Origin of the sequence: Streptomyces sp. NPDC016459 (genome assembly GCF_040632845.1) — a bacterium.
GTDB lineage: Bacteria > Actinomycetota > Actinomycetes > Streptomycetales > Streptomycetaceae > Streptomyces.
In genome coordinates, this window is the sequence record NZ_JBEYCR010000011.1 from 78,156 (window position 1) to 104,450 (window position 26,295).

The window sequence follows — 26,295 nt, forward strand, 5'->3', positions numbered from 1 at the left end:
TTACAAACCGACCCACTGCTCCAAGGAGAAAACCGTGACCACGGCTGTGACCATCCCCAGGCACGGGGGTACTGGAGGAAGCACGGCCGTGGCCGCGCGGGCGCGTCAGGTCGTCAAGGCGTACGGCTCGGGGGAGACCCGGGTCGTCGCGCTCGACTCCGTCGACGTCGACATCGCCCGGGGACAGTTCACCGCGATCATGGGGCCCTCCGGCTCCGGCAAGTCGACGCTGATGCACTGCCTCGCCGGGCTGGACACCGTCACCAGCGGCGAGATCTTTCTCGACGACACCGAGATCACCGGACTCAAGGACAAGAAGCTCACCCAACTGCGCCGGGACCGGATCGGGTTCATCTTCCAGGCGTTCAACCTGCTGCCCACCCTGAACGCCATCGAGAACATCACCCTCCCGATGGACATCGCCGGCCGCAAGCCGGACGCCGAGTGGCTGCGCCGGGTCGTCGACACCGTCGGGCTCTCCGACCGGCTCAAGCACCGGCCGAACCAGCTGTCCGGCGGGCAGCAGCAGCGTGTCGCCGTCGCCCGCGCGCTCGCCGCCCGGCCCGAGATCATCTTCGGGGACGAGCCGACCGGAAACCTCGACTCCCGGGCCGGCGCCGAGGTGCTCGGCTTCCTCCGCACCTCCGTCGACGAGCTGGGCCAGACCATGGTCATGGTCACCCATGACCCGGTCGCCGCGTCCTATGCCGACCGCGTGCTCTACCTCGCCGACGGACGGATCGTCGACGAGATGGAGCGGCCCACCGCCGAGGCCGTCCTGGACCGCATGAAGGACTTCGACGCGCGCGGGCGGACCTCATGAGCGTCCTCAAGACCTCCCTGCGCAACTTCTTCGCGCACAAGGGCCGGATGGCGCTCTCCGCCGTCGCCGTCCTCCTCTCCGTCGCCTTCGTCTCCGGGACCCTGGTCTTCACGGACACGATGAACACGACGTTCGACAAGCTCTTCGCCTCGACCGCCTCCGACGTCACCCTCAGCGCGAAGAACGGCGGGGCGGGCGACGAGGCCCCGGACACCGGCCGCCCCGAGGCCTTCCCCGCCTCCGTCGTCGCCGACGTCCGCAAAGCCGAGGGCGTCCAGGACGCGCAGGGCTCCGTCGTCTCGACGTCCGTCACCGTCGTCGACGCGGATGACAAGAACGTCGGGCCCACCAGCGGCGCCCCGACCATCGCCGTCAACTGGAGCCCCAACGAACTCCGTTCGGTGGAGATCACCTCCGGCCACGAGCCGCGCGGCCCCACCGACGTGGTCGTCGACGGCGCCACCGCCGAGAAGCACGGCCTGAAGGCCGGCGACGAGCTGCGGACGATCTCCGTCACCGGTGACTTCACCGCGAAGATCTCCGGCATCGTCGACTTCAAGGTCACCAATCCGGGCGCCACCCTCGTCTACTTCGACACCGCCACCGCCCAGCGTGAACTCCTCGGCAAAGAAGGCCTGTTCACCCAGGTCCTGGTCGACGCCGAGCCCGGTGTCTCCGACGACGCGCTCAAGGCGAACATCGCCGCCGCCGTCGGTGACGACTACACGCTCCAGACCGCCGCCGAGGCCGCCGACGCCGGCCGCGAGGACGTCGCCGGCTTCCTCGACGTCATGAAGTACGCCATGCTCGGCTTCGCCGGGATCGCCTTCCTCGTCGGCATCTTCCTCATCGTCAACACCTTCTCCATGCTGGTCGCCCAGCGCACCCGCGAGATCGGCCTCATGCGGGCCATCGGATCGAGCCGCCGCCAGGTGAACCGTTCCGTCCTCGTCGAGGCCGTGCTCCTCGGCGTCGTCGGCTCGGTCGCCGGTGTCGCGGCGGGCGTCGGGCTCGCCGTCGGGCTGATGGAACTCATGTCCTCCATCGGCATGGAGCTCTCCACCCGCGACCTCACCGTCAAGTGGACGACCCCCGCCGTCGGCCTCACCCTCGGCATCGTCGTCACCGTCCTCGCCGCCTACGTCCCGGCCCGCCGCGCCGGGAAGGTCTCCCCGATGGCCGCCCTCCGCGACGCGGGAACCCCCGCCGACGGCAGGGCAGGCCGCGTACGGGGCGGGATCGGCCTCGCCCTCACCGCCGCCGGAGCGGCCGCCCTGGTCGGCGCCGCCCGCGCCGACGAGGCCGGCCCCGGTTCCCTCTGGCTCGGCGTCGGCGTCGTCCTCACCCTCCTCGGGTTCGTCGTCATCGGTCCGCTCCTCGCCGGCGCGGTCGTCCGCGCCCTGGGCGTCGTCGTCCTGCGCATCTTCGGCCCCGTCGGCCGGATGGCCGAACGCAACGCCCTGCGCAACCCGCGCCGCACCGGCGCCACCGCCGCCGCCCTGATGATCGGCCTCGCGCTCGTCGCCTGCCTGTCGGTCGTCGGGTCCTCCATGGTCGCCTCGGCCACCGAGGAACTCGACCGGTCCGTCGGCGCCGACTTCATCGTGCAGTCCGGCACCGGTCAGCCGATCGTGCCGCAGGCCCAGGCCGCCCTGGAGAAGGCCCAGGGCCTCGACCACGTCACCGAGTACAAGTGGGCCGACGCCACCGTCACCGACCCGCGCGGAAAAGCCATGGAGACCGGCCTGGCCGCCACCGAACCGACGTACATGGAGGACCTGCGGCGGGAGACCACCGCGGGCACCCTCGCCGACGCGTACGGTCCGGGTGCCATGTCCGTCGGCAGCGACTACGCCACCGAGCACGCGGTGAAGGTCGGCGACGTCCTGACCGTCGCCTTCAAGGGCGGCGAGACGGCGAAGCTCAAGGTCGCGGCGATCACCGCGGACACCGGCGGCGTCGACAACGGCGCCATGTACATCAACGCCACCACCCTCGCCGAGCACGTCCCCGCCGAACGCCTGCCGCACAGCCTGCTCCTCCTCGCCAGCGCGAAGGACGGTCAGGAGACGCAGACGTACCAGGCCCTCAAGGACGCCCTCGCGCCCTACCCGCAGTACAAGGTCAGCAACCAGGCCGACTACAAGGAAGAGCTGAAGGACCAGGTCGGACAGCTGCTCAACATCGTGTACGGGCTCCTCGCCCTGGCGATCGTCGTCGCCGTCCTCGGGGTCGTGAACACCCTGGCCCTCTCGGTCGTCGAGCGGACCCGCGAGATCGGCCTCATGCGGGCCATCGGCCTCTCCCGCCGGCAGCTGCGCCGCATGATCCGCCTGGAGTCGGTGGTCATCGCGCTCTTCGGCGCCCTGCTCGGCCTCGGCCTCGGCATGGGCTGGGGCACGGCGGCCCAGAAGCTCCTGGCCCTCGAGGGCCTCGGCGTCCTGGAGATCCCGTGGCCGACGATCCTCACGGTCTTCGTGGCCTCGGCGTTCGTGGGCCTCTTCGCGGCCCTGGTCCCGGCGTTCCGGGCGGGCCGGATGAACGTCCTGAACGCGATCGGGAGCGAGTAGCGGTACGTGTTCCCCCGTACGGCCCCGGCGCGCGCGACGCACCGGGGCCGTACGGCTGCTCAGACCGTCAGCACCGGCACGTCGTAGAGCGGGATGTGCTTGTCCCGGGTCACGAGCGTGAGCCCCTCGGTCTGCGCCTGGGCGATCAGTATCCGGTCGAAGGGGTCGCGGTGGTGGGGCGGGAGCTGTCCGGCGCGGACGCCGTGTCCGGCGACGACCGGCAGGGGCTTGAGCTGGCAGTCGCGCGCCAGCTCGGGCAGGTCGGCGGGTCCGTCGAGCTTGCCGAGGGCTTGCTTGACGGAGAGTTCCCACGGTGTGACGGCGCTGACGTACGCGTGCTCTTCCGTGTCGAGCAGATCCTTGACGTCGCCGGACAGCTGCGGGGAGTCGAGCAGCCACCAGATGACGACGTGCGTGTCGATCAGCAGTTTCACTCCGTGGGGCCTTCCTCGCCGAGCCCGAAGGCCTCGGCGAAGCCGGGGGCGTCGGAGAGGTCGTCGAAGTCGTCGTGGAAGACGACGGGCGCGGTGAGGGACCCCCGGGCCGTGCGCCGGACCTTCCCCCGGAGGGGGATCACCTTCGCGACCGGTTCGCCGGCCTTGCTGATGATCACTTCCTGGCCGGTGGCGACCGCCTCGAGGATCTTGGAGAAGTGGGTCTTCGCCTCGTGGACGTTGTACTGCCGGGCTGCTTCCATCGCGGCCTCTCACAGCTAGGTGGAGCGAGGTGGACTAAGTGCAAGACTAAGGTTAGTCGTACGAGCGGTCCGGGTACCAGCCGCTTCACCCTCCCGAGTGGCCCACGTCCTTCGCGCGAGTGACAGCGGCTCGTCGTAGGCTGGGGGCTCGCCGGGCCGTACGCGTCCGGGAGCAACCCGGCCCGTGTCACGTGTCGGGCTGTTCGCGTTGTCCGCCCCCGTCGTCCGAACCCGGGATGGAAGCTCCATGAGCCTGCACGGCCTGCTCGATGTAGTCGTCAAAGACACCGCCCTCGCGGAGGCGGTGAAGGCCGCCGCCGACGGGAACCGTCCGCACGTGGACCTGGTCGGGCCCGCCGCCGCCCGGCCCTTCGCCGTCGCCGCGCTCGCCCGGGACTCGGGGCGGCCCGTACTCGCGGTGACCGCGACCGGGCGGGAGGCCGAGGACCTCGCCGCCGCACTGCGGTCGCTGCTCGACCCGGACACGGTCGTCGAGTACCCCTCCTGGGAGACCCTGCCGCACGAGCGCCTCTCGCCCCGCTCCGACACCGTCGGCCGCCGTCTCGCCGTCCTGCGCCGACTGGCCCACCCCCGCGACGACGACCCGGCCGCGGGACCCGTCAGCGTGGTCGTCGCGCCCATCCGATCCGTGCTCCAGCCGCAGGTCAAGGGCCTCGGCGACCTGGAGCCCGTGAGCCTGCGCAGCGGGCAGACGGCGGACCTGAACGAGATCGTGGAGGGCCTGGCGGCCGCCGCGTACTCCCGGGTGGAGCTGGTCGAGAAGCGCGGCGAGTTCGCCGTGCGCGGCGGCATCCTGGACGTCTTCCCGCCGACCGAGGAGCACCCGCTCCGGATCGAGTTCTGGGGCGACGACGTCGAGGAGATCCGCTACTTCAAGGTCGCCGACCAGCGGTCCCTGGAAGTGGCCGAGCACGGACTGTGGGCGCCGCCCTGCCGCGAGCTGCTCCTCACGGCGGACGTACGGGAGCGGGCGCGGGTGCTCGCCGAGGAGCACCCCGAGCTGGGCGAACTGCTCAACAAGATCGCCGAGGGCATCGCCGTGGAGGGCATGGAGTCCCTCGCCCCCGTCCTCGTCGACGACATGGAGCTGCTGCTCGACGTGCTGCCCGAGGGGTCCATGGCCGTCGTCTGCGACCCGGAGCGGGTGCGGACCCGGGCCTCGGACCTCGTCGCCACGAGCCAGGAGTTCCTCCAGGCCTCGTGGGCGGCGACCGCCGGCGGCGGCGAGGCCCCGATCGACGTCGGCGCGGCCTCCCTGTGGGGGATCGCGGACGTCCGGGACCGGGCGCGCGAGCTGGGCGTGGCGTGGTGGACGGTGTCGCCGTTCGCGGCGGACGAGGCCGCCGAGGGGGACGTCCTCACCCTCGGTATGCGCGCCCCCGAGTCGTACCGCGGCGACACCGCCCGCGCGCTCGCCGACACCAAGGGGTGGCTGGCCGACGGCTGGCGCACGGTGTACGTGACGGAGGCCCACGGCCCGGCGGCGCGCACGGTCGAGGTCCTCGGCGGCGAGGGCATCGCGGCCCGGCTCGACTCCGACCTCACCGGGATCGCGCCCTCGGTCGTCCATGTGGCCTGCGGCTCCATCGACTACGGCTTCGTCGACGCGGGGCTCAGGCTCGCCGTGCTCACCGAGACCAACCTGTCCGGCCAGAAGGCGGCCGGCAAGGACGGCCAGCGGATGCCGGCGAAGCGCCGGAAGACGATCGACCCGCTGACCCTGGAGGTCGGCGACTACATCGTGCACGAGCAGCACGGTGTCGGCCGGTACGTGGAGATGGTCCAGCGGACCGTGCAGGGCGCGACCCGCGAGTACCTCCTCGTCGAGTACGCGCCGGCGAAGCGCGGCCAGCCCGGCGACCGGCTGTACATCCCGACCGACCAGCTGGAGCAGGTCACCAAGTACGTGGGCGGCGAGGCGCCGACCCTGCACCGGCTCGGCGGCGCGGACTGGACGAAGACGAAGGCCCGCGCGAAGAAGGCCGTCAAGGAGATCGCGGCCGACCTGATCAAGCTGTACTCGGCGCGGATGGCGGCGCCCGGTCACGCCTTCGGCCCGGACACGCCGTGGCAGCGGGAGCTGGAGGACGCGTTCCCGTACGTGGAGACGCCGGACCAGCTGTCCACCATCGCCGAGGTGAAGGAGGACATGGAGAAGACGGTCCCCATGGACCGGCTGATCTGCGGTGACGTCGGTTACGGCAAGACGGAGATCGCGGTACGGGCGGCCTTCAAAGCGGTCCAGGACGGCAAGCAGGTCGCGGTCCTCGTCCCGACGACGCTGCTCGTGCAACAGCACTTCGGCACGTTCAGCGAGCGCTACTCGCAGTTCCCGGTGAAGGTGCGGGCGCTGTCCCGCTTCCAGTCGGAGACCGAGTCGAAGGCGACCCTGGAGGGGCTGCGGGACGGCTCGGTCGACATCGTCATCGGCACCCACCGCCTCTTCTCCTCGGAGACGAGGTTCAAGGACCTGGGCCTGGTCATCGTGGACGAGGAGCAGCGGTTCGGCGTCGAGCACAAGGAGCAGCTGAAGAAGCTCCGTGCCAACGTCGACGTCCTCACCATGTCGGCCACGCCCATCCCCCGTACGCTCGAGATGGCGGTCACCGGCATCCGCGAGATGTCGACGATCACCACCCCGCCGGAGGAGCGGCACCCGGTCCTCACCTTCGTCGGCCCGTACGAGGAGAAGCAGATCGGCGCCGCGGTCCGGCGTGAACTCCTGCGCGAGGGCCAGGTCTTCTACATCCACAACCGGGTCGACTCGATCGACCGCGCGGCCGCCCGCCTCCGGGAGATCGTCCCCGAGGCGCGGATCGCGACCGCGCACGGCCAGATGGGCGAGAGCGCCCTCGAACAGGTCGTCGTCGACTTCTGGGAGAAGAAGTTCGACGTCCTCGTCTCCACGACGATCGTGGAGTCCGGTATCGACATCTCCAACGCGAACACCCTGATCGTGGAGCGCGGCGACAACTTCGGCCTGTCGCAGCTCCACCAGCTGCGCGGCCGGGTCGGCCGTGGCCGCGAGCGGGGCTACGCCTACTTCCTGTACCCGCCGGAGAAGCCGCTGACGGAGACCGCGCACGAGCGGCTCGCGACGATCGCCCAGCACACGGAGATGGGCGCCGGCATGTACGTGGCGATGAAGGACCTGGAGATCCGCGGCGCGGGCAACCTGCTCGGCGGCGAGCAGTCGGGTCACATCGCGGGTGTCGGCTTCGACCTGTACGTACGGATGGTCGGCGAGGCGGTCGCGGACTACCGGGCGCAGATGGAGGGCGGCGCGGAGGAGGAGGCGCCGCTGGAGGTCAAGATCGAGCTTCCGGTCGACGCCCACATGCCGCACGAGTACGCGCCGGGGGAGCGGCTGCGGCTCCAGGCGTACCGCTCGATCGCCTCGGCGAACTCGGAGGAGGACATCAGGGCCGTACGGGAGGAGCTCACCGACCGTTACGGCAAGCTTCCCGAGCCCGTCGAGAACCTCCTCCTGGTGGCGGGCCTGCGGATGCTGGCCCGCGCGTGCGGGGTGGGCGAGATCGTGCTCCAGGGCTCCAACATCCGCTTCGCGCCGGTGGAGTTGCGCGAATCGCAGGAGCTGCGCCTGAAGCGGCTGCACCCGCGCACGGTGATCAAGCCGAACGTCCACCAGATCCTGGTCCCGCGCCCGACGACGGGCAAGATCGGCGGCAAGCCGGTGGTGGGCCGCGAACTCCTGGCGTGGACGGGGGAGTTCCTGACGACGATCCTCGGCTCGTGATCCTCGGGTCGTGACGCCGTGCCCCGGCCGGTCGGGGGAGACCGGCCGGGGCACGGCGCTGTCAGAGCTCGTCGAGGTCCAGCGCTTCGGCCATCGCCGTGTGGCCCGCGTCGTACACGCCGGACGTGCGGATCCAGGGGGACGCCGCCTATTCCCCTTCTCCCGGCGGGAGTCGGCCGGTGAAGAGCAGGCCGGCGAGGGTGCGGAAGTACTCCTCGGGGTCCCGGTCGCCCAGCGCGTCCCGCACGTTGTGGGTGAGGAGCAGGGTCGCGAAGCCGTGGGCGAGGGACCAGGCGGCGATGCCCGCCGCGCGGGCGTCGGGGACGTCCCGGAGCTCCGCGACGCCCGTGCGGAGGCCCGCCGACGCGCGTTCCTTGGCGGCGAGGAGGTCCGGGTCGTCGGTGCGCAGCAGTTCCGGCTGGAACATGACCTGGAAGTGGGCGGGGTGCTCGACCGCGAAGCGCACGTACCGCACTCCGCGTTCCCGCAGGTCGGGCGCGGCGGCGAGGGCGTCGGCGAGGAGGCCGTAGCCCTGGGTGGCGAGGGCGGTGAGGAGTCCGGTGCGGTCCTTGAAGTGGTGGGCGGGCGCGGCGTGGGAGACGCCCGCGCGGCGTGCGAGGTCGCGCAGACTCAGGGCCGCGGGTCCCTCGGCGGCGATGACGTCGAGGGCGGCGGTGAGGACGGCCTGTCGCAGGTCGCCGTGGTGGTAGGTGCTCCGGCTCGTCATGGCAGCAGCGTAACCCCCATCTAGTCATTGACAAGTTCGGAGCCGGAGGCGCAGTATCTTGTCAGTGACAAGATGCGATGAAGGGAGCACGTCGTGGAATCCGGACGCGTACGTCAGATGTGGCACCTGCTCGAACCCCTGCACGCCCTGCTCTACTACGCCCCCGAGGCCCTCGACGAGGCCGCCGCCCTCGGCTACGACACCGGCGAACGCTGGCCCTCCTACTTCGCCTGGCGCGCCGCGCCCCTCGGCGCCGCCGGCCACGACCGGGTGACCTCCGCCTTCCACAGCTTCAGCCCCGCCATGGTCGCCCGGTACGTCCCCGCCGTCTGGGTCACCGCCGACCCGGCCGACGTCCTCGCCGCCCGGCTCCGGGCCGTCGACCGCACCTACCGGACCGTCCTGGGCGACGACGCCGTCGAGGGCCCCGCCCTCGCCGAGGCCGCCGCCCTCGCCCGGCGCGCCGCCGAAGCCGCCGTACGCCCCGGCCCGGCGGACCGCCCGCTCGCCGCGGCCAACGCCGCACTGCCCTGGCCCACGGCCCCCCACCTCGCGCTCTGGCAGGCCGCGACGATCCTGCGCGAACACCGCGGCGACGGACACCTCGCCGCCCTGACCGCCGCCGGCCTCGACCCGGTCGAGACGCTCGTCTCCTTCGCCGCGATCGGCGCCGCCCCCGAGCCCGTCTTCGAGAGCCGCGGCTGGACCCCGGCCCAGTGGTCCGCCGCCCGCGACCGACTGGCCGCCCGGGGACTCCTGCACCCGGACGGCACGGCCACGGAGAGCGGCCGGGCCCTGCGCGCGGACATCGAACGGCGTACGGACGAAGGGGCCGCCGCCCCCTGGACCGCCCTCGGCCCGGACGACACCACGCGCCTCGCCGACCTGCTCGGCGCCCCCTGGCTCGCCGCGATCGGCTCCGGTCTGCTGCCCGCCGAGAACACCCTCGGCATCGGCAAGGTGTGAGGGTTCCCGGGAGGGACGCGGGAGAGCGCGCCCACCCGACTTAGCCTTTCAGGGTGCTGACGTATCGAAGGACCTTCACCGCCGCCGCGCTGGCCGCCGCCGCGCTCCTCACCACCGCCTGCTCACCAGGGGCCGACATCCCGGGAGCCGAAGGCGGCGGCGCCGGGAAACCCGCCGCGCGGGGCACGGCCCTCGCCGCCGTGGACAGCCTCACCGTCAAGGGCCGCGCACCGAAGACCGGTTACGAGCGGGAGAAGTTCGGCCGCGCCTGGGCGGACGTCGACGGCAACGGCTGCGGCACCCGCGACGACATACTCAAGCGCGACCTCACCGGCGTCCGCTTCACCGACGGCCGCTGCAAGGTCGCCTCCGGCACCCTCACCGACGACCCGTACACCGGCACCGACGTCACCTACGTCCGCGGCCGCAGCAAGGTCGACATCGACCATGTCGTCGCCCTCTCCGACGCCTGGCAGAAGGGCGCGGGGAAGTGGGACGACGGGACCCGGCGCCGCTTCGCCAACGACCCGCTCAACCTGCTCGCCGTCGACGCGGTCACCAACCGCCGCAAGTCCGACGCCGACGCGGCGACCTGGCTGCCGCCGAACAAGGCGTACCGCTGCGCGTACGTCGCCCGGCAGGTCGCGGTGAAGAAGAAATACGGGGTGTGGGTCACGGCCGGCGAACGGGACGCGATGAAGCGGGTCCTGCGGACCTGCCCGCAGCAGAAGCTCCCGTAGCGGGGGGCGCGCGCCGCGGAAGCACCGGCCGGTGGGGCGTGCGCGGGCGGATGCTCCTGGCATGGTGGCTCGCACGGGAGGAGCTCCTGGGTGGCTCGCACGGGAGGAGCCCCTGGCATGGTGGCTCGCGTGGCAGAAGCTCCTGGCATGGCAGCCTGCGGCAGAAGCTCCCGCAGGAGAGGCCCCCGCGCGGAAAGCCGGTTGGACGGCGCGGAAACGATCTCTACCCTGCCCCCATGGACCTCGACATATCGACCCTCGCCCAACGCCCCGAGCTGGAAGGGCCGATGTGGGACATGCTGGACCTCTGGCCCGAGTTCATGATGCACGACCCGGTCGGCTGGGCGAACATCGGCCGGATCGTGCGTGAGCTGCCGGAGTACGTCCTCATCGCCACCGACGCCGAGGGCAAGGTCGTCGCCCGGGGGTTCAGCGTCCCCTTCCGTCTCGACCTGGACGGCCGCCGCGAGCTGCCCGCCCGGGGCTGGGACGAGGTGCTGCTCTGGGCGTTCTCCGACCTGAAGCACGGCCGGGAGGCCGACACCGTCAGCGCCATCGAGATCACGGTCGACACCAGCGCCCTCGGCAAGGGCGTCTCGCACCGCATGCTGGCCGCCATGCGGGCCAACGTCGCCGCGCGCGGCTTCTCCGACCTCGTCGCCCCCGTCCGCCCCAACGGCAAGCACCTGGAGGCCGGCGCCTCCATCCACGAGTACGCCTTCCGCACCCGCGAGGCCGACGGACTGCCGCACGACCCCTGGCTCCGTGTCCATGTGCGGGCCGGCGGCGCGATCGAGGCGGTGGCCCCGGCCTCGATGACCGTCTCCGGATCCGTCGAGCAGTGGCGGAAGTGGACCGGCCTCCCCTTCGACACCGACGGCCCCGTCGAGGTCGCCGGCGCGCTCGTCCCCGTCCACTGCGAGGCCTCGCGCGGCTACGCGGTCTACGTCGAGCCCAACGTGTGGGTCCGGCACCGCGTCAACGCCTGACCTACGCCCACCCGGGGCCCGGAGGGTGGCCTTCCCGGCGGGGGATGTACCGTACGGCGTCCCCTGCCGTACACCCGTGCGCCCCGGCGCGCGCATCCGCGAGAGGTCCCACGATCGTGAACGAGGCCGTCCACTGGGAGAAGGGCGCGGAACTCCCGCACCCCGAGGGCGCGGAGCCCCCGCGCACCGAGGAGCTGCCGGGCCGGTGGGCACGGGCGGGCCTCGCGCTCGTACCGCCGCTGAGCCTCGGCGTCCTCGGATTCGTCCCGTCGCTCACGCTCGCCCTGCGCCGGGGGACGCGCGGGGACTGGCTGGCGGCGCTGCTGTTCACCGCGGTCTCGGTCGGCTGGTGCTTCCAGATAGCGCTGACCCCCGAGGAGACGCACGGCCTCCCGTACCTCCTCGACCTGGTGCTCCTCGCGACCTCCACCGTCGGCGCGGCCGCGCACTGCCTCTTCGCCAGGGAGACCGGCCGATGAAGACCCGTCGTGCCTGGCGCGAGACGGAGCGGCAGGCGGCCAGGAAGGACGCGGCGGAGTCCGGGGTCCGGGTCTCCGGGCTGCTCGCCGCGACCGCCGGGGCGCTGCGCGGCCGGATCGGCTGGGCCCTGGGGTCCGTCCTGGTCCTGGTCCTCGGACTCCTGGGCGCCCGGCTGTTCGCCGCGTCGGAGGACGGGGGCACCCCGCCCGACCCTCGTGCCCGCGCCTACAAGGACTACGACGCCTGCCTGCTCACCGACGAGCGGGGCATCGTGTCGGGTGCGCCGGCGGCGCCGGTGTGGGAGGGCATGCAGGCGGCGGGCTCGGACGGGCGCATCCGGGTGACGTTCGTGCCGGTGATGGGGGAGCAGTCGGTGGCGAACGCCCGCCCGTTCCTCAACGGCCTGGTGCAGCGGAACTGCGAGATCGTCGTCGCCTCGGGCGCCCCGCAGGTGGCGGCCGCCGAAGCGGCGGTGGCGAAGAACCCGAAGATCCGGTTCGTGACGGTCGCGCAGGAGGGCGGCGCCGCCCACGACAACCTGGTGCGGGTGGCGCCCGGTGCGTCGCTGAAGGGGGACATCACGGCGACGTTGAAGCGGCTGGCCGACAAGGGCTGACGGCCCCGGCCCCCGGGGGCAGCCCGGGGTGGGACATTCCGGAGGAGTTCCCTCCCCCGGGCAAAGGGAAGGTAAAAACCCCTACCCTGGTGCGAACTGGTGATCCGTCATCGGGCAGGCTCGCGAAGCTTTGTAAGCATCGCGTTAGTAAAGGCTGGCCCATGCGTATACGCCGGGTCCGTAGCCCTCGCCTGTTCCCACCGGGTCGCACCGGCAGACGCAGGCTGAGGGCTACGGCTCTTTCCGTACTCATCTCCTTCTTCCTCATGCTCACCACCGAATCGGCGGTCGCCGCGGGCGTCACGCTCGAACCGGTGCGCATGCCCCAGATGTCCCTCTCGGGCCTCTGGAAGTGGCTCCACGAGAACCCGCTCGACACCCCCGACCAGCAGGGCGGCACGGCCCGTGGCAAGAGCCACCACGCCTCCGCCGACGCCACGAGCCTCGAAGGCGAGGCCGGGCGCAAGCCCGGCAAGGGCAAGGGTGAACTCGACCCGTTCGAGCGGGAGACCGACCGTCCCGGCACGTCGAAGACCGGCGTCGCCCGGGGCAACGCCAAGAGCTTCGACGCCCGCACCAGCAAGCGGGACGCGAACAGGTCGACGGCGACCTCGGACTTCTACGTCAACGCCGACGGCTCCACCACCGTGCGCCACTTCCCCGGCCGCACCAACTTCAAGGGCACCGACGGCTCGTGGAAGCCGATCGACACCCGGCTGACCGAGGACACCGACGGCCGGCTCCAGCAGCGCGCGAACTCGCTCGACGTGGAGTTCGCGCCGGACGCCGCCGACGAGCAGCTCGCCTCCGTCGACTTCGGCGCGGGCCGCTCGCTGGCGTACGCGCTGAAGGACGCCGCGAAGTCCGAGCCCACCGTCGCGGCCAACGGCACCGTCACCTACCCGGGCGTCCTGCCCGAGACCGACGTGCAGCTCGTGCCGCTGGCGGAGGGCTTCAAGGAGAACATCGTCCTGCGCTCGCCGCAGGCGGCGAACTCCTGGACGTTCCCGCTCGCGGTGAAGGGCCTCACGCCCCGCATGGCCGCCGACGGCGACGTCGAGTTCACCGACGCGAACGGCAAGGTCGTCGCGACCATCCCGCACGCGTTCATGGAGGACTCCAGGATCGACCCACGCTCGGGCGACCCCGCCCAGTCGCGGGCCGTGACCTACGACCTGGTCACCGTCGACGGTGAGCAGGCGCTGCGGATGACCGCGGACCGCGCGTGGCTCGACGACCCGGCCCGCGTCTACCCGGTGACCGTCGACCCGACGGTGACCGCGTCGAACTCCACGTACACGCAGAACACCATCGGTGGCGACCACTCCACCGAGACGCAGATCAAGGTCGGCTCGTACGACTCGGGCACCAACAAGGCGAACTCGTTCCTGCAGTTCTCGTCGCTCGGCACGACGCTCGCGGGGAAGCGGGTCACCGCCGCCACCCTGAACGTCTACGCCCTCTGGTCCTCGACCTGCGCCGCCCAGTCGTTCTCGGTGCACCCCGTCACCCAGGCCTGGACCCCGTCCGGGGTCACCAGCTACCCCGGGCCCGCCTTCGGCGCGGCCATGGGCTCGGCGACGCCCGCGCCCGGAGCCTCCTGCTCCAACACCGCGAACTCGGCGAGCGTCGGCGTGAAGATGCCGGTGACCCTGAACACGACCTGGTTCAACCAGGTCGCCGGCGGTGCGGCGAACCACGGTCTGGCGCTGACCGCGCCGACCAACGACATGCTGCACTGGAAGAAGTTCCACTCCGACAACTCGGCGACCGCCGGCTTCCGCCCGGCCCTCGACCTGACGTACACGGCCAACACCGCGCCGCAGGTCAACGCCTCGTACCCGCCGGAGAACTTCCAGGCCAACTCCCTCCAGCCGGAGCTGCTCGTCTACGCGAGCGACGCCGACAAGGGGCCGAGCCCGCTGTCGTACACCTACGAGGTCTACGACGGCACCACCCTCGTCGTCTCCTCCGGCGCTCTGACCAAGAGCAACTGGAAGATCCCGGCGGGCAAGCTCAAGTGGTCGAAGAACTACGAGTGGCTCGTCGGCGTCAGCGACGGCACGACGGAGATCGTCCACTCCGGCAGCTTCACCACCGCCGTCCCCCAGCCGCCGGTCACCTCCGGTCTGGCGCAGAACACCGACGGGCACGAGTTCGACCCGTCGGACGGCAACTACACGACCGAGGACACCGACGCCGACGTCCCCGTCATCGGCCCGTCCCTGGAGATCGACCGCTCGTACAACAGCCTCGACCCGCGGATCGACGGCGCCTTCGGCGCGGGCTGGTCGACGATCGCCGACATGAAGGCCACCGAGGTCAAGGACGGCGCGGGCACGGTCACCAGCGTGGTGATCACCTACCCCGGCGGTGAGCAGGTCGCCTTCGGCCGCAACACCGACGGCACGTTCGTGCCCCCGCTCGGCCGGTACGCCCGGCTGGCACCCGCCGTCTCACCGGCGGTCGGCTTCACCCTGACGGACAAGGACTTCACGGAGTACGCCCTCACCCAGGCGACCGCGAAGGCCGGAACGTACGCGATCAAGGCGATCAAGGACTTCGCCGGTCGCACCGAGACGTTCACGTACGACACGAACAAGCGCCTGACGAAGATCACCAACGACACGTCGAAGCGGTCGCTCGGCCTCACCTGGTTCACCCCGGCCGGCGCCACCGTGCCGCACGTGGAGACGGTGTTCACCGACCCGGCGACCGCGGGCGACGCCACCACGGCCCAGACCTGGCAGTACGGCTACACCGGTGACCAGCTCACCAAGGTGTGCCCGCCCGCCGACTGGACCAAGTGCACGACGTACACCTACGCCACCGGCAACCACTACCGCACCACCGTCCTGGACGCCGACCCGTTCGCCTACTGGCGCCTCGGCGAGACCTCCGGCACGCTCGCGGCCGACACCATCGACGCCAACCAGGGCCAGTACAACGCCACGTACAAGAACGTGACCCTGGGCAGCTCCCCGGTGCTCGCCGGCTCCACCCAGAAGACGGCCACGTTCAACGGCACCACCTCGTACGTCGAGATGCCGAGCGCCCCCGGCGCGACGCCGTCGTACACCTCGGTCTCGCTCTGGTTCAAGACCACGCAGGCCGGCGGTGTCCTCTTCTACTACGGTGACAAGCCGCTGAGCGACCCCAACCCGGTCGCCAACACCACGAAGAACACCCCCGCGGTCTACGTCGGCATGGACGGCAAGCTGCGCGGCTGCCTCGCCATGTCACCCGGCTGCATGTCGACGATCACGTCCACCGCGACCGTCACCGACGGCCAGTGGCACAACGCGGTCCTCACCGGCATGGCCACCAGCCAGACCCTGTACCTGGACGGCGTCTCCCAGGGCTCCCTCGCGGGCGCCATCAACGACTGGGTGCAGCCCTACATCACCCTGGGCGCGGGCGTGAACACCGACGGCTGGCCGTCGATGAACCCGAACGACCAGCTCGGGCACTTCGCGGGCCAGATGGCCGAGGTGGCCGTCTTCTCCGAGCCGCTCACCGCGTCCGTGATCGCCACGCAGTACCAGGCCGCGAAGCGGGCCGCCGGACTGCTGCAGAAGATCACCACGCCGGGCGGCAAGACCCAGGCCTCCGTCGTCTACGGCACCACCGACGACCTGGTCCAGCAGGCCACCGACGGCAACGGCGGTACGTGGAAGCTCAACCCGGCCACGATCACCGGTTCCTCGCAGGTCTACCGCTCCGCGGTGATGGGCACCGCCCCGGCCGGCTACTGGCGCCTGGACGACACCCAGGCCGCGGCCCAGGCCGCCAACCAGGTCAACACCGGCTTCGGCACGTACAACAACGTCACCCAGGGCGCCGAAGGCCCCTTCGGCGCGGACGACGTGTCGGCGGCGACCTTCGACGGGACCAGCTCCTTCCTGGAGATCCCGTACGGCCCGCTGCACGCCAAGCCCGACCGCTCGGTCGAGCTGTGGTTCAAGACGGCCGAGCCCGGCGTGATCATGAGCGACCAGAGCGTCGCCCCGAACAGCGCGGGCGCTCCCACCGGCAGCTGGAGCAACCTGCTCTACGTCGGCGCGGACAACAAGCTTCACGGCCACTGGTGGAGCTCCACCTGCAACGGCGCGGCGACCCTCGGCTCCACGGGCACGGTCACGGACGACAGGTGGCACCACGCCGTCCTGTCGGCCAGCGGCACCACGCAGACGCTGTACCTCGACGGCGCCAAGCAGGGCACCTGCACCGGCGCCCCGAGCGACCAGACGACGTCGCGGACGTTCGTCGGCGCCGGCTTCGGCAGCAACTGGTACAGCTCGCCGGGTGCCGTCAGCTACTTCACCGGCTCCGTCGCCGAGGTCGCGGTCCACGCCAAGGGCCTCACCGACGCCGACGTCGCCACCCACTGGTCCGCCTACAAGGCGTCCTCCGGTGTCGCCCCGGTGCGGACGGTCAAGCTGACCGACCCGACGAACAAGACGCTGACCTACGTGTACGACGCCGAGATGGGCAACCGCCAGCTCGCGTCGATCGACACCGAGGGCAAGCGGACCACCTACGGCTACGACACCGGCGGCTTCCTCCACACCATCACGGACGCCAACGGCAACCGCTCGATCACCGGCCACGACGTGCGCGGCAACGCGGTCTCCCAGACCACCTGCCAGAACACGGCCGCCGGCAAGTGCTCGACGGAGTACTACACGTACTTCCCGGACGCCACGACCGCGTTCCCGACCATGGACCTGCGCAACGACCTGGTGCTCACCGAGCGCGACGGGCGTTCCTCGGGCCCGACGGACGACACGTACAAGACGTCGTACACCTACGACACGGCAGGCAACCTGACCGCGGTCACCACGCCGCCGGTCCCCGGATTCCCGGCTGGCCGCACGGCGACGACCACGTACACCACCACCGCCACCCCGGCGATGGAGGGCGGCACGGCGAAGGCCCCGGCCGGGCTCGTCGCCCAGGTCACGACCCCGGGCGGCAAGAAGACCGCATACACGTACTACGCCAACGGTGACCTCGCGGAGATCACCGACGCCAACGGCGGCAAGGTGCGGTACACGTACGACAACCTCGGCCGGCAGATCAGCAAGACCGAGATCTCCGACGCCAACCCGGCGGGACTGACGTCCTCGCAGACGTACGACAAGTACGACCAGGTCGTCACCGACACCGACCCGAAGGTCACCAACCGGGTCACCGGCGCGGTGCACCAGGCGAAGACGACGACGGCCTACGACGCGGACGGCAACATCCTGTCCCAGTCGGTCGTCGACCTCACCGGCGGTGACACGGCGCGCACGACGTCGATGACGTACGACGCGTACAACCGGATGGTGACCAGGACCGACCCGGGCGGCGACACCACGTCGTTCGAGTACGACGTCTACGGCAACAAGGTGAAGGAGACGGACCCCGCGGGGAACGTCAACACCTACACCTTCGATGCGGAACAGCGGCCGCTCACCACGAGCCTGCTGAACTACACAGGCGACCCCTACAACCCGTCGCCGCCGACGACCCTGGTCCAGGAGTCGCGGGCATACGACCCGGCGGGCCGCCTCGCGTCGATCACCGACGCGATGGGCTGGCAGACGGCGTACACCTACACCGACGACGGCCTGTCGGCCACCGTGGTCCGCAAGGACCCGCAGACCGGCAAGTCCTTCACGGAGCAGGCGAACACCTACGACGCCGCGGGCAACCTGATCGAGCAGGTCACCAACGACGGGCAGACCCGCACCACCTTCACCGTCGACGCGGCCGACCGCACGGTGTCCGAGATCCTCGACCCCAACGGGCTCGCCAGGACCTCGCACACCGCCTACGACCCCGACGACAACGTGGTGACCGAGACGGACCGCGACCCGGCCACGGGTGACGTGTCCACCACGGACACGCGGTACGACTCCCTGGGCAACATCACCGGCACCACCGTCCACGACGGCACCACGGCCCCGGTGGCCCGCTACAAGCTGGACGAGACCACGGGCTTCGGCCTCGCGGACTCCTCCGGCGCCAACAACACCGGTACCCACGGCACCGGCATGCACTGGAACACCGACCGGAGCGGCAGCGCCGCCTTCGACGGCGACGCCAACTCGTGGGCGCAGACCACGGGACCGGTCGTGAACACGAGCGGCAGCTTCACGGTCTCCGCCTGGGTCAAGCTGACCTCCACGGCGGCCAACCGCACCTTCGTCGCGCAGGACGGCAAGGAGGCCTCCGGCTTCCAGCTGTACTACTCGACGGCGTCCGGCTGGACCTTCAACCGGCACGCCACCGACACCTTCGACCCCGCGATCGTGCGCGTGTCGTCGGGCACGGCCGCAGTCGCGGTCAACACGTGGACGCACCTGACCGGTGTGTACGAACAGGCGACGGCGAAGCTGCGCCTGTTCGTGAACGGCACGGAGGTCGGCACCGCCGCGACCTTCTCCACCCCGTGGGAGGCCACCGGGCCGCTCCAGCTGGGCCGCCGCTGGTACAAGGGCACCTATGCGGAGAACCACCTCGGCGGTCTCGACGATGTCCAGGTCTACGCGGAGGCGCTGACCCCGGCGCAGGTCACCGCCCTGAAGGGCGGCACCCTGCCGGCGGCGGGCAGCACGGTCCGCACGACCACGTGGAAGCTGGACCAGCGCGGTCTGCCGGTGTCCCAGACGGACACCGCGGGCAACGTCACGGACTACGGCTACGACGAGCTCGGGCAGCAGACGTCGGTCACCGAACCCGCGGTGATGGCGGAGCAGAACGGGGGGACGCCGGTCTCGGTCCGTCCGGTGACGATGTCCGGGTACAACACCTTCGGTGAGCCCACCGAGATGTCGGACCCGCTCGGCAACGTCACGACGACGGCGTACGACGCGGAGGGCCAGGAGGCGTCGGTCACGACACCGCAGTACCTGGCACCGGGGGCCTCGACCCCGATCACGGCCACGTCCTACAACGAGTACAACAAGCTCGGACAGGTCACGGCCGAGGTCGACCCGCTGGGCAACCGCAGCACCTACACGTACACGCAGCTGGGCGACCTGGCCTCGGTCACCGAGCCGGGCGGCGGTACGACGAAGTACACGTACTCCACCAACGGCGACCAGCTGTCGGCCACCCGGCCGAACGGCGCCCGCCAGGAGAGCACGTACGACTACCTGGGCCGCGAGCTGACCAGCACGGACATCGTGCGCCAGCCGACCCAGCGGGCGTACACGGCGATCAACGAGTACAACGCGCCGGGCGGTGAGCTCTCGCGCGTCGTCTCGCCGAGCGGCGTGAGCGAGTCGTACAAGTACAACGCGCTGGGCGAGATGACGGAGGTCACCGACTCCGCCGGAAACGTCTCGCGCTTCACGTACGACATGGACGGCCAGCCGCTCCTGTCCACGGACCCCGACGGCACCAGCACCCGCAACACGTTCGACGGCTTCGGCCAGCTGGTGAAGACCGAGGACCTGGACGCGACGGGTGCCGTGCTGCGGACCGCCCGTACGTCGTACGACCGGATGGGCAACGCGGTCTCGGTGACGGACTACCGTCAGCACACCAAGACCCTCACGTACGACGCGGCGGGCCAGATCACCAAGGCGGTCGAGCCGGTCTCCGCGACCGAGTCGATCACCTCGACCTTCGGCTACGACGCCGCGGGCAACCGGACCCGGTTCACCGACGGACGGGGCAACCCGTTCCTGACGACGTACAACACGTGGGGCCTTCCGGAGTCGGTGATCGAGCCCTCGACGCCGACCCACCCGAACGCCGCCGACCGGACCTTCACGGCCGTCTACGACGGCGCCGGGCGGGTGAAGGAGTCCCGTTCCCCCGGCGGGGTGACGACCTCCTTCGAGTACGACGCGAAGAGCCGCCTCGTCAGGCAGACGGGTGCGGGTGCGGAGGCCGCCACGGCCGACCACACCTACGCCTACGACGAGGACGACCGTCTGACGGCCGTCGCGGGCCTCGGTACGGAGAAGAACACCTTCTCCTACGACGACCGAGGTCTTCTCCTGACGGCCAACGGTCCCTCGGGTGCCTCGTCCTTCGCCTGGAACGGCGACGGTGCGATGACCACCCGGACGGACGCCTCCGGCACGTCCACGTACGGCTACGACACCGCCGGCCGTCTGAAGACGACCAACGACGGTGCCACCGGCACGACGATGACGTACGACTACGACGTCAACAACAACGTCAAGACGGTGGACTACGGCGCGGGCAAGACGAAGCGCAGCTTCGGCTACGACAAGCTGCAGCGTCTGACCAACGACACCCTGACGTCCCCCACCGGCAAGACGCTCTCGTCCATCACCTACGGGTGGGACGAGAACGACAACATGACGTCGAAGACGACAGCCGGCGTCGTGGGTGCCGCCGCCAACACGTACACGTACGACTGGGCCGACCGCCTGGCGTCCTGGAACAACGGGACGACGACGGAGGTCTACGGCTACGACAAGTCCGGCAACCGCACCCGGGTGGGTGGCGACACCTACACGTACGACGCCCGGAACCGGCTGACGTCGGACGGCCACAGCACGTACACGTACACCGCGCGCGGCACGCTGAGCTCGGTGACGGACGAGGCCAGCCGCGTCACGAACATGAAGACGGACGCCTTCAACCGGGTGATCCAGGAAGGTGACCGCACCTACACCTACGACGGCTTCGACCGGGTCCTGACCGCCAACGAGGACGGTGCGGCGATCCACACCTTCCAGTACAGCGGCGCGGACAACGACGTGGCCTCGGACGGTGTGTCCACCTACAGCCGGGACGCGGACGGCTCCGTCGTCGGCGTGAAGAGCGCGGTCACCGCGGTGCTGGCCCTGACGGACCTGCACACCGACGTGATCGCCCAGTTCACCGCCTCCGGTGAGGCGCTGTCCGGATCGACGACCTACTCGCCCTTCGGCAAGGTCGTCCAGTCCTCGATGATGCTCGGCGCGCTGGGTTACCAGTCGGGGTGGACCGACCCGCAGACGGCCAAGGTGAACATGGCCGCGCGCTGGTACTCGCCGGAGACCGGCCAGTTCAACAACCGGGACACGGCGAGCAACTCGCCTCTGCCCAACTCGGTGAACGCGAACCGGTACGCGTACGCGAACGGCAACCCGATGACGGGTGTCGACCCGACGGGCCACTGGTTCGACTCCATCAAGAAGGCCTTCAAGAAGGTCACCAAGAAGGTCAAGTCGGTCGCGAAGTCGACCTACAAGAAGGCGAAGGCGGCGGTCAAGAAGGTCGCCAAGGTCGTCAAGAGGGCCGCCAAGAAGGTCAAGAGGGCCGTCAAGAAGGTGGTCAAGCGCGCCAAGCGCGTGGTGCGGAAGGCTGTGCGCTACGTCGCGGACAGCGTGAAGAAGGTCAAGAGATACGTCAAACGCGTGTACAAGCGCGCCAAGCGTGTCGTCCACAAGGTCGTCAAGCACGTCAAGAAGGCCGTACGCAAGGTGGCCAAGGCCGTCAAACACGTGGCCAAGAAGGTGGTCAAGGCAGCCAAGAAGGTCGGCAGAGCCGTCAAGAAGGCGGCGAAGGCGACAGCCAACTTCGTCAAGCAACACGCCTCGACCATCGCCTCGGTGGCCACGGGCATCGCCGTCTTCGCGGGTTGCACCGCACTGACGGCCGGTGTCGGCGCCATCGGCTGTGCCGCCCTCGCGGGCGCCGCGGCCAACGGCGTGGGCTACATGATGAGCGACGGCCCGAAGTCCGTCGGCGGTTTCCTCGGCGCGGTCGCCGTGGGCGCCGTGACCGGCGCGGCCGGTGGCGTCGGCGGCCGTCTCGCGGCGAGCGCCGCGGGCAAGCTGCTCTCCGGCACGGCCGGCAAGATCGCCACGAACGCCGTCGAGGGCGCCGGTGAGGAAGTCCTCACGGGCGCGGTCGAGTACGGCACCTCCTGTGTGAACAGCGAGGAGGGCTGCTCGGTCGCCGGAGCCGCGAAGGCGGCGACGGTCGGCGCGGTCATGGGCGGCGCGTTCGGCGCGAAGGGCAAGGGCAACGGGCCGAAGTCGAAGGCGTCTCCCGAGCCGGACGGCGGATCGGGCGCGGGCTGCCCGATCCCGCGCGGCAGCACTCCGCACAGCTTCACGGGCAAGACGCCCGTGCTGATGGCGGATGGTTCCACCAAGGAGATCTCCAAGGTCAAGGCGGGTGACAAGGTCCTCACGGCCGAGCCCGGCAAGAAGACCAAGGAGGTGCACGAGGTCAAGCAGGTGATCGTCACCAAGACCGACCGTGACTACGTCGACGTCACCATCGTCGCGAAGGCCGGCCGGAAGACGATCGAGACCACCAAGCACCACCAGTTCTACGAGTCCACCCGCAACTCCTGGATGCAGGCGGGCGACCTCGTGGTCGGCCAGAAGCTCCAGAACGGTGAGGGCGCCCCGACGGCCATCGTCGAGGTCAAGTCGTACAAGGCCGATCGCATCACGTACGACCTGAGCATCGAGGGCCTGCACACGTACTTCGTATTCGCGGGTGACCAGGTCCAGGCGGTCGACAAGAGCGCAGCGGTGCTGGTCCACAACTGCGGTGGCAAGGTCGACGGGCACTCGTCGGTGTGCAGCTGCGATCCGAAGAAGCCCAGGAGCGAGGTCACCCTCGACAGGGACTCCTTCGAGTCGGCGAGGAACACCGGATTGGACATCGTCGGCCCGCTCGATGTCGGTTCGCGGAGGACACTTCGTGGCCGGCTCGAGATCGCGGTCGAGACCTTCGGCAAGGTAACCGGGTTCACCGGCAGAAGCGGTGGAGACTACAGAGAGTTCCGACTGGATGTCGACGGGCCGAAGGGTGCACATATCAACGTGATGACGGGCAAGGGTGCGTCGGTCCGCAAGTACGCGATCAGATGGCCCTCCGATACCGTCGCCCCCTGGCTCAGGAAGCTCCAGAGATGACAGAGAACAACTCCTACGCGAGTCACCCGGAGTACCTTCCGGGCTTCATGAACAATCCTCAGGATGTCGACGGTCGGCACGTGGTGAAGCTGGGTCTGGCCGAAAGCCGGGAGTTGGAGGCGACGAGCCTCAACAGGTTCCCGGCTACCTTCAGCGCGGCTCTCGACTGGGACTCCGCTTCGTACGATGCCCGCCTGTGGTGGGACGACGAGGAAGACTGGCAGAAGCTGGCGGCGGAACTGCTTTCTCCTTATGTGGAAGGCGGGAGTCGTGTCGCCGTGTTCTGGGGAAATCTCGAGCTGCCGACTGTCACACTGACCGCCGACGCGGTCGTGCGACACGCGGTGGATATCCTTGATGTGGGGCCGCACTTCTGGATCTACCCGCTGGGTGGATCCGTGCTCATCGAATGCTTGATGGATGGGCAGGTCACGGTGGCGACCATTCCGTCGGAGTAGTCCCTTACCCCACCCCATGAGGGAGAGGCCCCATCGGCATACGTGCCGACGGGGCCTCTTGCATATCCCGCACCAGCGTCCGGCCCCGGGAGCGTCAACGGCTCCCCGATTTCTGCGGTTCGTCGAAGGATCCCTCGGGATTTCCGTCCGGTTTGACGAACACGGTCCTCGTTGGAGAAGCCCTCCAGGACTTCAGGACGGACTCGTCGGTCGCGTTCCTCGTTCCGTACAGGTTGAAGTACATGGTCATGGAGATGGGCAGGGCGGCGGGGGAGTCCACTGCCAAGTTCGCCATGGGCGCGCGCAGCGAGATCACCGGTGGCCAGGTGAGTCACATGGACGACCTCGACGGAACGATCCGGATCTATCCGAGGCTGCCCGCGAAGGCCAAGGATCCGCTCACCGTGGAACAATGGGAAGGTAGCCTTTCCATCGGGACGGGGTGCGCCTTTTCGGTGCCCTCGTTTTTCTTGGTCTTCTAGGGGCTTGCGCGTATGTCTGAAACGGTAGGGGCGGGCCCTGAGCGTCGGGGAGAGCGTCGGCTCGCTCTGGCGGTGGCGACCCGGGTGAGTTCGGTCGTCTCGCCTTTCTGCGAGAAATTCGGCGCCCAGGAGGAGTCCTTCACCGTCACGCAGATGGTGGAGTCCGGTTGGCGTGAGGAGAGCGGAACGGGGGACGAGCGGGAATTCCAGCTCGAATCCGTACCGCTGTTGGAGGCCGTGCTGCGGAAGGTCTCGCCGGTGGCGCACGCGGGTGCCCCGGCGGTCGAGGCGGCCGTCCGGGCTGTCGCCGGGTTGGCCTCCTGGCACGAGTCAGGGGAGGCGGGGGCCGCAGACGTCATGGCGGCGGCGATCGACGTCGCCCTGCAGTTCGACCGTCACGGGATCGAGGCGCCCGAGGGGTGGACCAGCTGGGTGGCGTTCGAGTGCGCGGGCCAGTCGGAGCTCGCCGCCCGCCTGCTGGCTGCGGACGCGGATCTGTCGGCGGCGGGCTCGTACGACGTGCGATTCGCCGCGGGCGATTCGTCCATGGAGTACCGCAACGCACTCAAGCGCTGGCTCCGGGCGAGCGCATAGGGCCGACGGGTGGGCCGATTCAGGTCTGTTCCGCCAGCCGCCGACGCCGGTTTTCCAGGGACGTGGCCGCGGCGGCGGCGATGACCGCGCGGGGGCCGGCGGCGCAGGACTCCAGGAACGTGCGTACTCGGTCACCGGGCCACTCCGCGGCCGCGACGGCGGGCCAGTAGCGCAGGCTGTCATAGGGGTCCAGTGGATCGAGGAAGTGCAGGACGCGGTCGACGGTCCCGGCGTCCAGAGGTGCGCGCAATGCGGCGACGGCGCGGAGGGCGCCGTCGGTGAGCATGGGATTCCCACGGTCCAGGCACCATTCCAGTGGAGCGGCGAAGCCTTCCTGAGATCCTCGCAGCCGCACGATCGAGTCACCCAAGGCCGTATGGAGCGCGGTGTCGTCCGTGGACCGCTGAGCCAGTTCGGCCAGGAAACCGACGGCGGGCACGTGACCGCAGGCCCCGAGAGCCATGACCATCTCGTACTTCGTCTCCCAGGTACGGCGGTTGCCGACTTCGCGTCGCAGCGCCTGAAGCAGCGCCGGGCCCGCCGCTTCGTCCGCCAACTTGTGGAGTCGCCGCGCGGCCGAGCGACGTTTCGGCGATGCTCGGTCGCTCAGCTGAATGAGCGCCTCTGTCAGGGACAGCGCCACCGTCCACCTTCCTGAAGATCTCTGTCGATGCCGTACGGGACGCTAGACGATGCTGACCGGTCGATCCTTTCGAAGCACGGCTGGGGTGCAGCCGCCCCGTGCCCGTGCCCGTGCTCCGTGCCCCGTGCTCCCGGCTGAACCGGAGCGCCTCCGGCGACCTGATCTGCTCGAAGATGTCTCTCCGAGAGGTGAAACGATGACCTCGAAGGGGAGGCAGCGATGACGTTGTGGGACGTCGAGGTCGGTCGATTCGCGGATGATCTGCTGGAATGCCCGGCCGAGTCCTTGCGTGTCCTCGGGCTGAAGGTGTTCGAGGCGACCCTCGACGTCTTCGGGCGGCCACTGGACGACCTCTTCGACGAGGAGACCGTCACCTTCTACCGTGGCGCACTGGAAGAGTTCCGATCCGTCCAGGATCTCGCGGATTTCACGCCGGCCCGGCGGAAGCCCTTCCTTGAGGGCTATGACTGGCACGACGGCAAGGCTCCTTTCACAGCCGCCTCCTTGAGCCAAGGTGTCGCCCAGTACGCCGGCTTCCTCATCGGGCGGGACGAGGAGGAACTCGTCGAGGCACTTTCCTCCTTCTACGAGGCGGTGCTGTCCTTCGCGGCGCTGGGCCGGACCGCAAGCGTCGAGGACGAGCGCGCGAACGGCTTCTGCCGCACGGCCGTCGACGAGCAGCTCGCATTGATCGGCGAGGTGCGCGGAAGATGAGTCACGACCGGAGCGAGGTGAGGGGGACGCCTCGTGCAGGTGTTCACCGGCGTCATGGGCGTCCAGTGCGGCACCTTGGACGTCGGGGCAGCCCGACTGGCCTACCGGAGTGCAGCGGGTGGCGCACGG

The 26,295-nt window shown here is 70.1% G+C and carries 17 protein-coding genes; 13 read left to right on the forward strand and 4 right to left on the reverse strand.

Going from position 1 to position 26,295, the window contains the following annotated elements; translation table 11 throughout:
- Positions 1–34 precede the first annotated feature (34 nt).
- Both ABZ567_RS24395 and ABZ567_RS24400 read left to right on the forward strand, forming a co-directional pair.
- Positions 35–823: an ABC transporter ATP-binding protein gene (locus ABZ567_RS24395; RefSeq protein ID WP_360793376.1), complete on the forward strand. Its 789-nt coding sequence runs from the start codon at positions 35–37 to the stop codon at positions 821–823.
- On the forward strand, positions 820–3,393 hold the full coding sequence (locus ABZ567_RS24400; protein WP_360793378.1) for an FtsX-like permease family protein: 2,574 nt from the start codon (positions 820–822) through the stop codon (positions 3,391–3,393). The genes ABZ567_RS24395 and ABZ567_RS24400 overlap by 4 nt, the downstream gene beginning before the upstream one ends.
- A gap of 59 nt (positions 3,394–3,452) precedes the next feature.
- Here the strand turns inward: ABZ567_RS24400 and ABZ567_RS24405 are convergent, their stop codons facing one another.
- Together ABZ567_RS24405 and ABZ567_RS24410 are read right to left on the reverse strand one after the other, a co-directional pair.
- Positions 3,453–3,827 carry a type II toxin-antitoxin system VapC family toxin gene (locus ABZ567_RS24405; RefSeq protein ID WP_360793380.1) on the reverse strand — a complete coding sequence of 125 codons (375 nt, stop codon included), beginning with the start codon at positions 3,825–3,827 and terminating at the stop codon, positions 3,453–3,455.
- Complete coding sequence (locus tag ABZ567_RS24410; RefSeq protein ID WP_360793382.1) at positions 3,824–4,090, reverse strand: type II toxin-antitoxin system prevent-host-death family antitoxin; 267 nt, start codon at positions 4,088–4,090, stop codon at positions 3,824–3,826. Before ABZ567_RS24410 ends, ABZ567_RS24405 begins: the two co-directional genes overlap by 4 nt.
- Before the next feature lie 247 nt (positions 4,091–4,337).
- Here ABZ567_RS24410 and mfd point away from each other — a divergent pair, with 247 nt between their 5' ends.
- Complete coding sequence (mfd, locus tag ABZ567_RS24415; RefSeq protein WP_360793384.1) at positions 4,338–7,868, forward strand: transcription-repair coupling factor; 3,531 nt, start codon at positions 4,338–4,340, stop codon at positions 7,866–7,868.
- Between the two features lie 148 nt (positions 7,869–8,016).
- Here mfd and ABZ567_RS24420 read toward each other — a convergent pair whose 3' ends face one another.
- Positions 8,017–8,595 (reverse strand): TetR/AcrR family transcriptional regulator, encoded by a 579-nt coding sequence (locus ABZ567_RS24420; RefSeq protein ID WP_360793386.1) that lies wholly within the window; start codon positions 8,593–8,595, stop codon positions 8,017–8,019.
- A 117-nt stretch (positions 8,596–8,712) separates the two neighbouring features.
- Between ABZ567_RS24420 and ABZ567_RS24425 the strand changes: the two genes are divergently transcribed.
- The 9 genes from ABZ567_RS24425 (at position 8,713) to ABZ567_RS24465 (ending at position 24,809) form a co-directional block, all read left to right on the forward strand.
- On the forward strand, positions 8,713–9,561 hold the full coding sequence (locus ABZ567_RS24425; RefSeq protein WP_360793573.1) for a hypothetical protein: 849 nt from the start codon (positions 8,713–8,715) through the stop codon (positions 9,559–9,561).
- A 53-nt stretch (positions 9,562–9,614) separates the two neighbouring features.
- Positions 9,615–10,301, forward strand: a complete 687-nt coding sequence (locus ABZ567_RS24430; protein ID WP_360793388.1) for an HNH endonuclease family protein — start codon at positions 9,615–9,617, stop codon at positions 10,299–10,301.
- A gap of 236 nt (positions 10,302–10,537) precedes the next feature.
- A complete protein-coding gene (locus ABZ567_RS24435) occupies positions 10,538–11,290 on the forward strand; it encodes an N-acetyltransferase (RefSeq protein WP_360793390.1) in 753 nt (250 codons plus the stop codon).
- Between the two features lie 116 nt (positions 11,291–11,406).
- A complete protein-coding gene (locus tag ABZ567_RS24440; protein ID WP_360793392.1) occupies positions 11,407–11,769 on the forward strand; it encodes a hypothetical protein in 363 nt (120 codons plus the stop codon).
- The gene (locus ABZ567_RS24445; RefSeq protein WP_360793394.1) at positions 11,766–12,386 is read left to right on the forward strand and encodes a BMP family ABC transporter substrate-binding protein; all 621 of its coding nucleotides are present in this window, start codon (positions 11,766–11,768) and stop codon (positions 12,384–12,386) included. Before ABZ567_RS24440 ends, ABZ567_RS24445 begins: the two co-directional genes overlap by 4 nt.
- A gap of 266 nt (positions 12,387–12,652) precedes the next feature.
- Positions 12,653–23,275: a LamG-like jellyroll fold domain-containing protein gene (locus tag ABZ567_RS24450; protein WP_360793396.1), complete on the forward strand. Its 10,623-nt coding sequence runs from the start codon at positions 12,653–12,655 to the stop codon at positions 23,273–23,275.
- Positions 23,272–23,733, forward strand: coding sequence for a hypothetical protein (locus tag ABZ567_RS24455; protein ID WP_360793398.1), 462 nt, complete (start codon positions 23,272–23,274; stop codon positions 23,731–23,733). Before ABZ567_RS24450 ends, ABZ567_RS24455 begins: the two co-directional genes overlap by 4 nt.
- A gap of 152 nt (positions 23,734–23,885) precedes the next feature.
- Positions 23,886–24,215 (forward strand): hypothetical protein, encoded by a 330-nt coding sequence (locus ABZ567_RS24460; protein WP_360793400.1) that lies wholly within the window; start codon positions 23,886–23,888, stop codon positions 24,213–24,215.
- 72 nt (positions 24,216–24,287) lie between these two features.
- Positions 24,288–24,809, forward strand: a complete 522-nt coding sequence (locus ABZ567_RS24465; protein ID WP_360793402.1) for a hypothetical protein — start codon at positions 24,288–24,290, stop codon at positions 24,807–24,809.
- Positions 24,810–24,828: 19 nt separating this feature from the next.
- Here ABZ567_RS24465 and ABZ567_RS24470 read toward each other — a convergent pair whose 3' ends face one another.
- Positions 24,829–25,452 carry a HEAT repeat domain-containing protein gene (locus ABZ567_RS24470; protein ID WP_360793404.1) on the reverse strand — a complete coding sequence of 208 codons (624 nt, stop codon included), beginning with the start codon at positions 25,450–25,452 and terminating at the stop codon, positions 24,829–24,831.
- Between the two features lie 225 nt (positions 25,453–25,677).
- On the opposite strand from ABZ567_RS24470, the gene ABZ567_RS24475 reads away from it, so the two are divergent.
- Complete coding sequence (locus ABZ567_RS24475) at positions 25,678–26,166, forward strand: hypothetical protein (RefSeq protein ID WP_360793406.1); 489 nt, start codon at positions 25,678–25,680, stop codon at positions 26,164–26,166.
- The last annotated feature ends 129 nt before the right edge of the window (positions 26,167–26,295 follow it).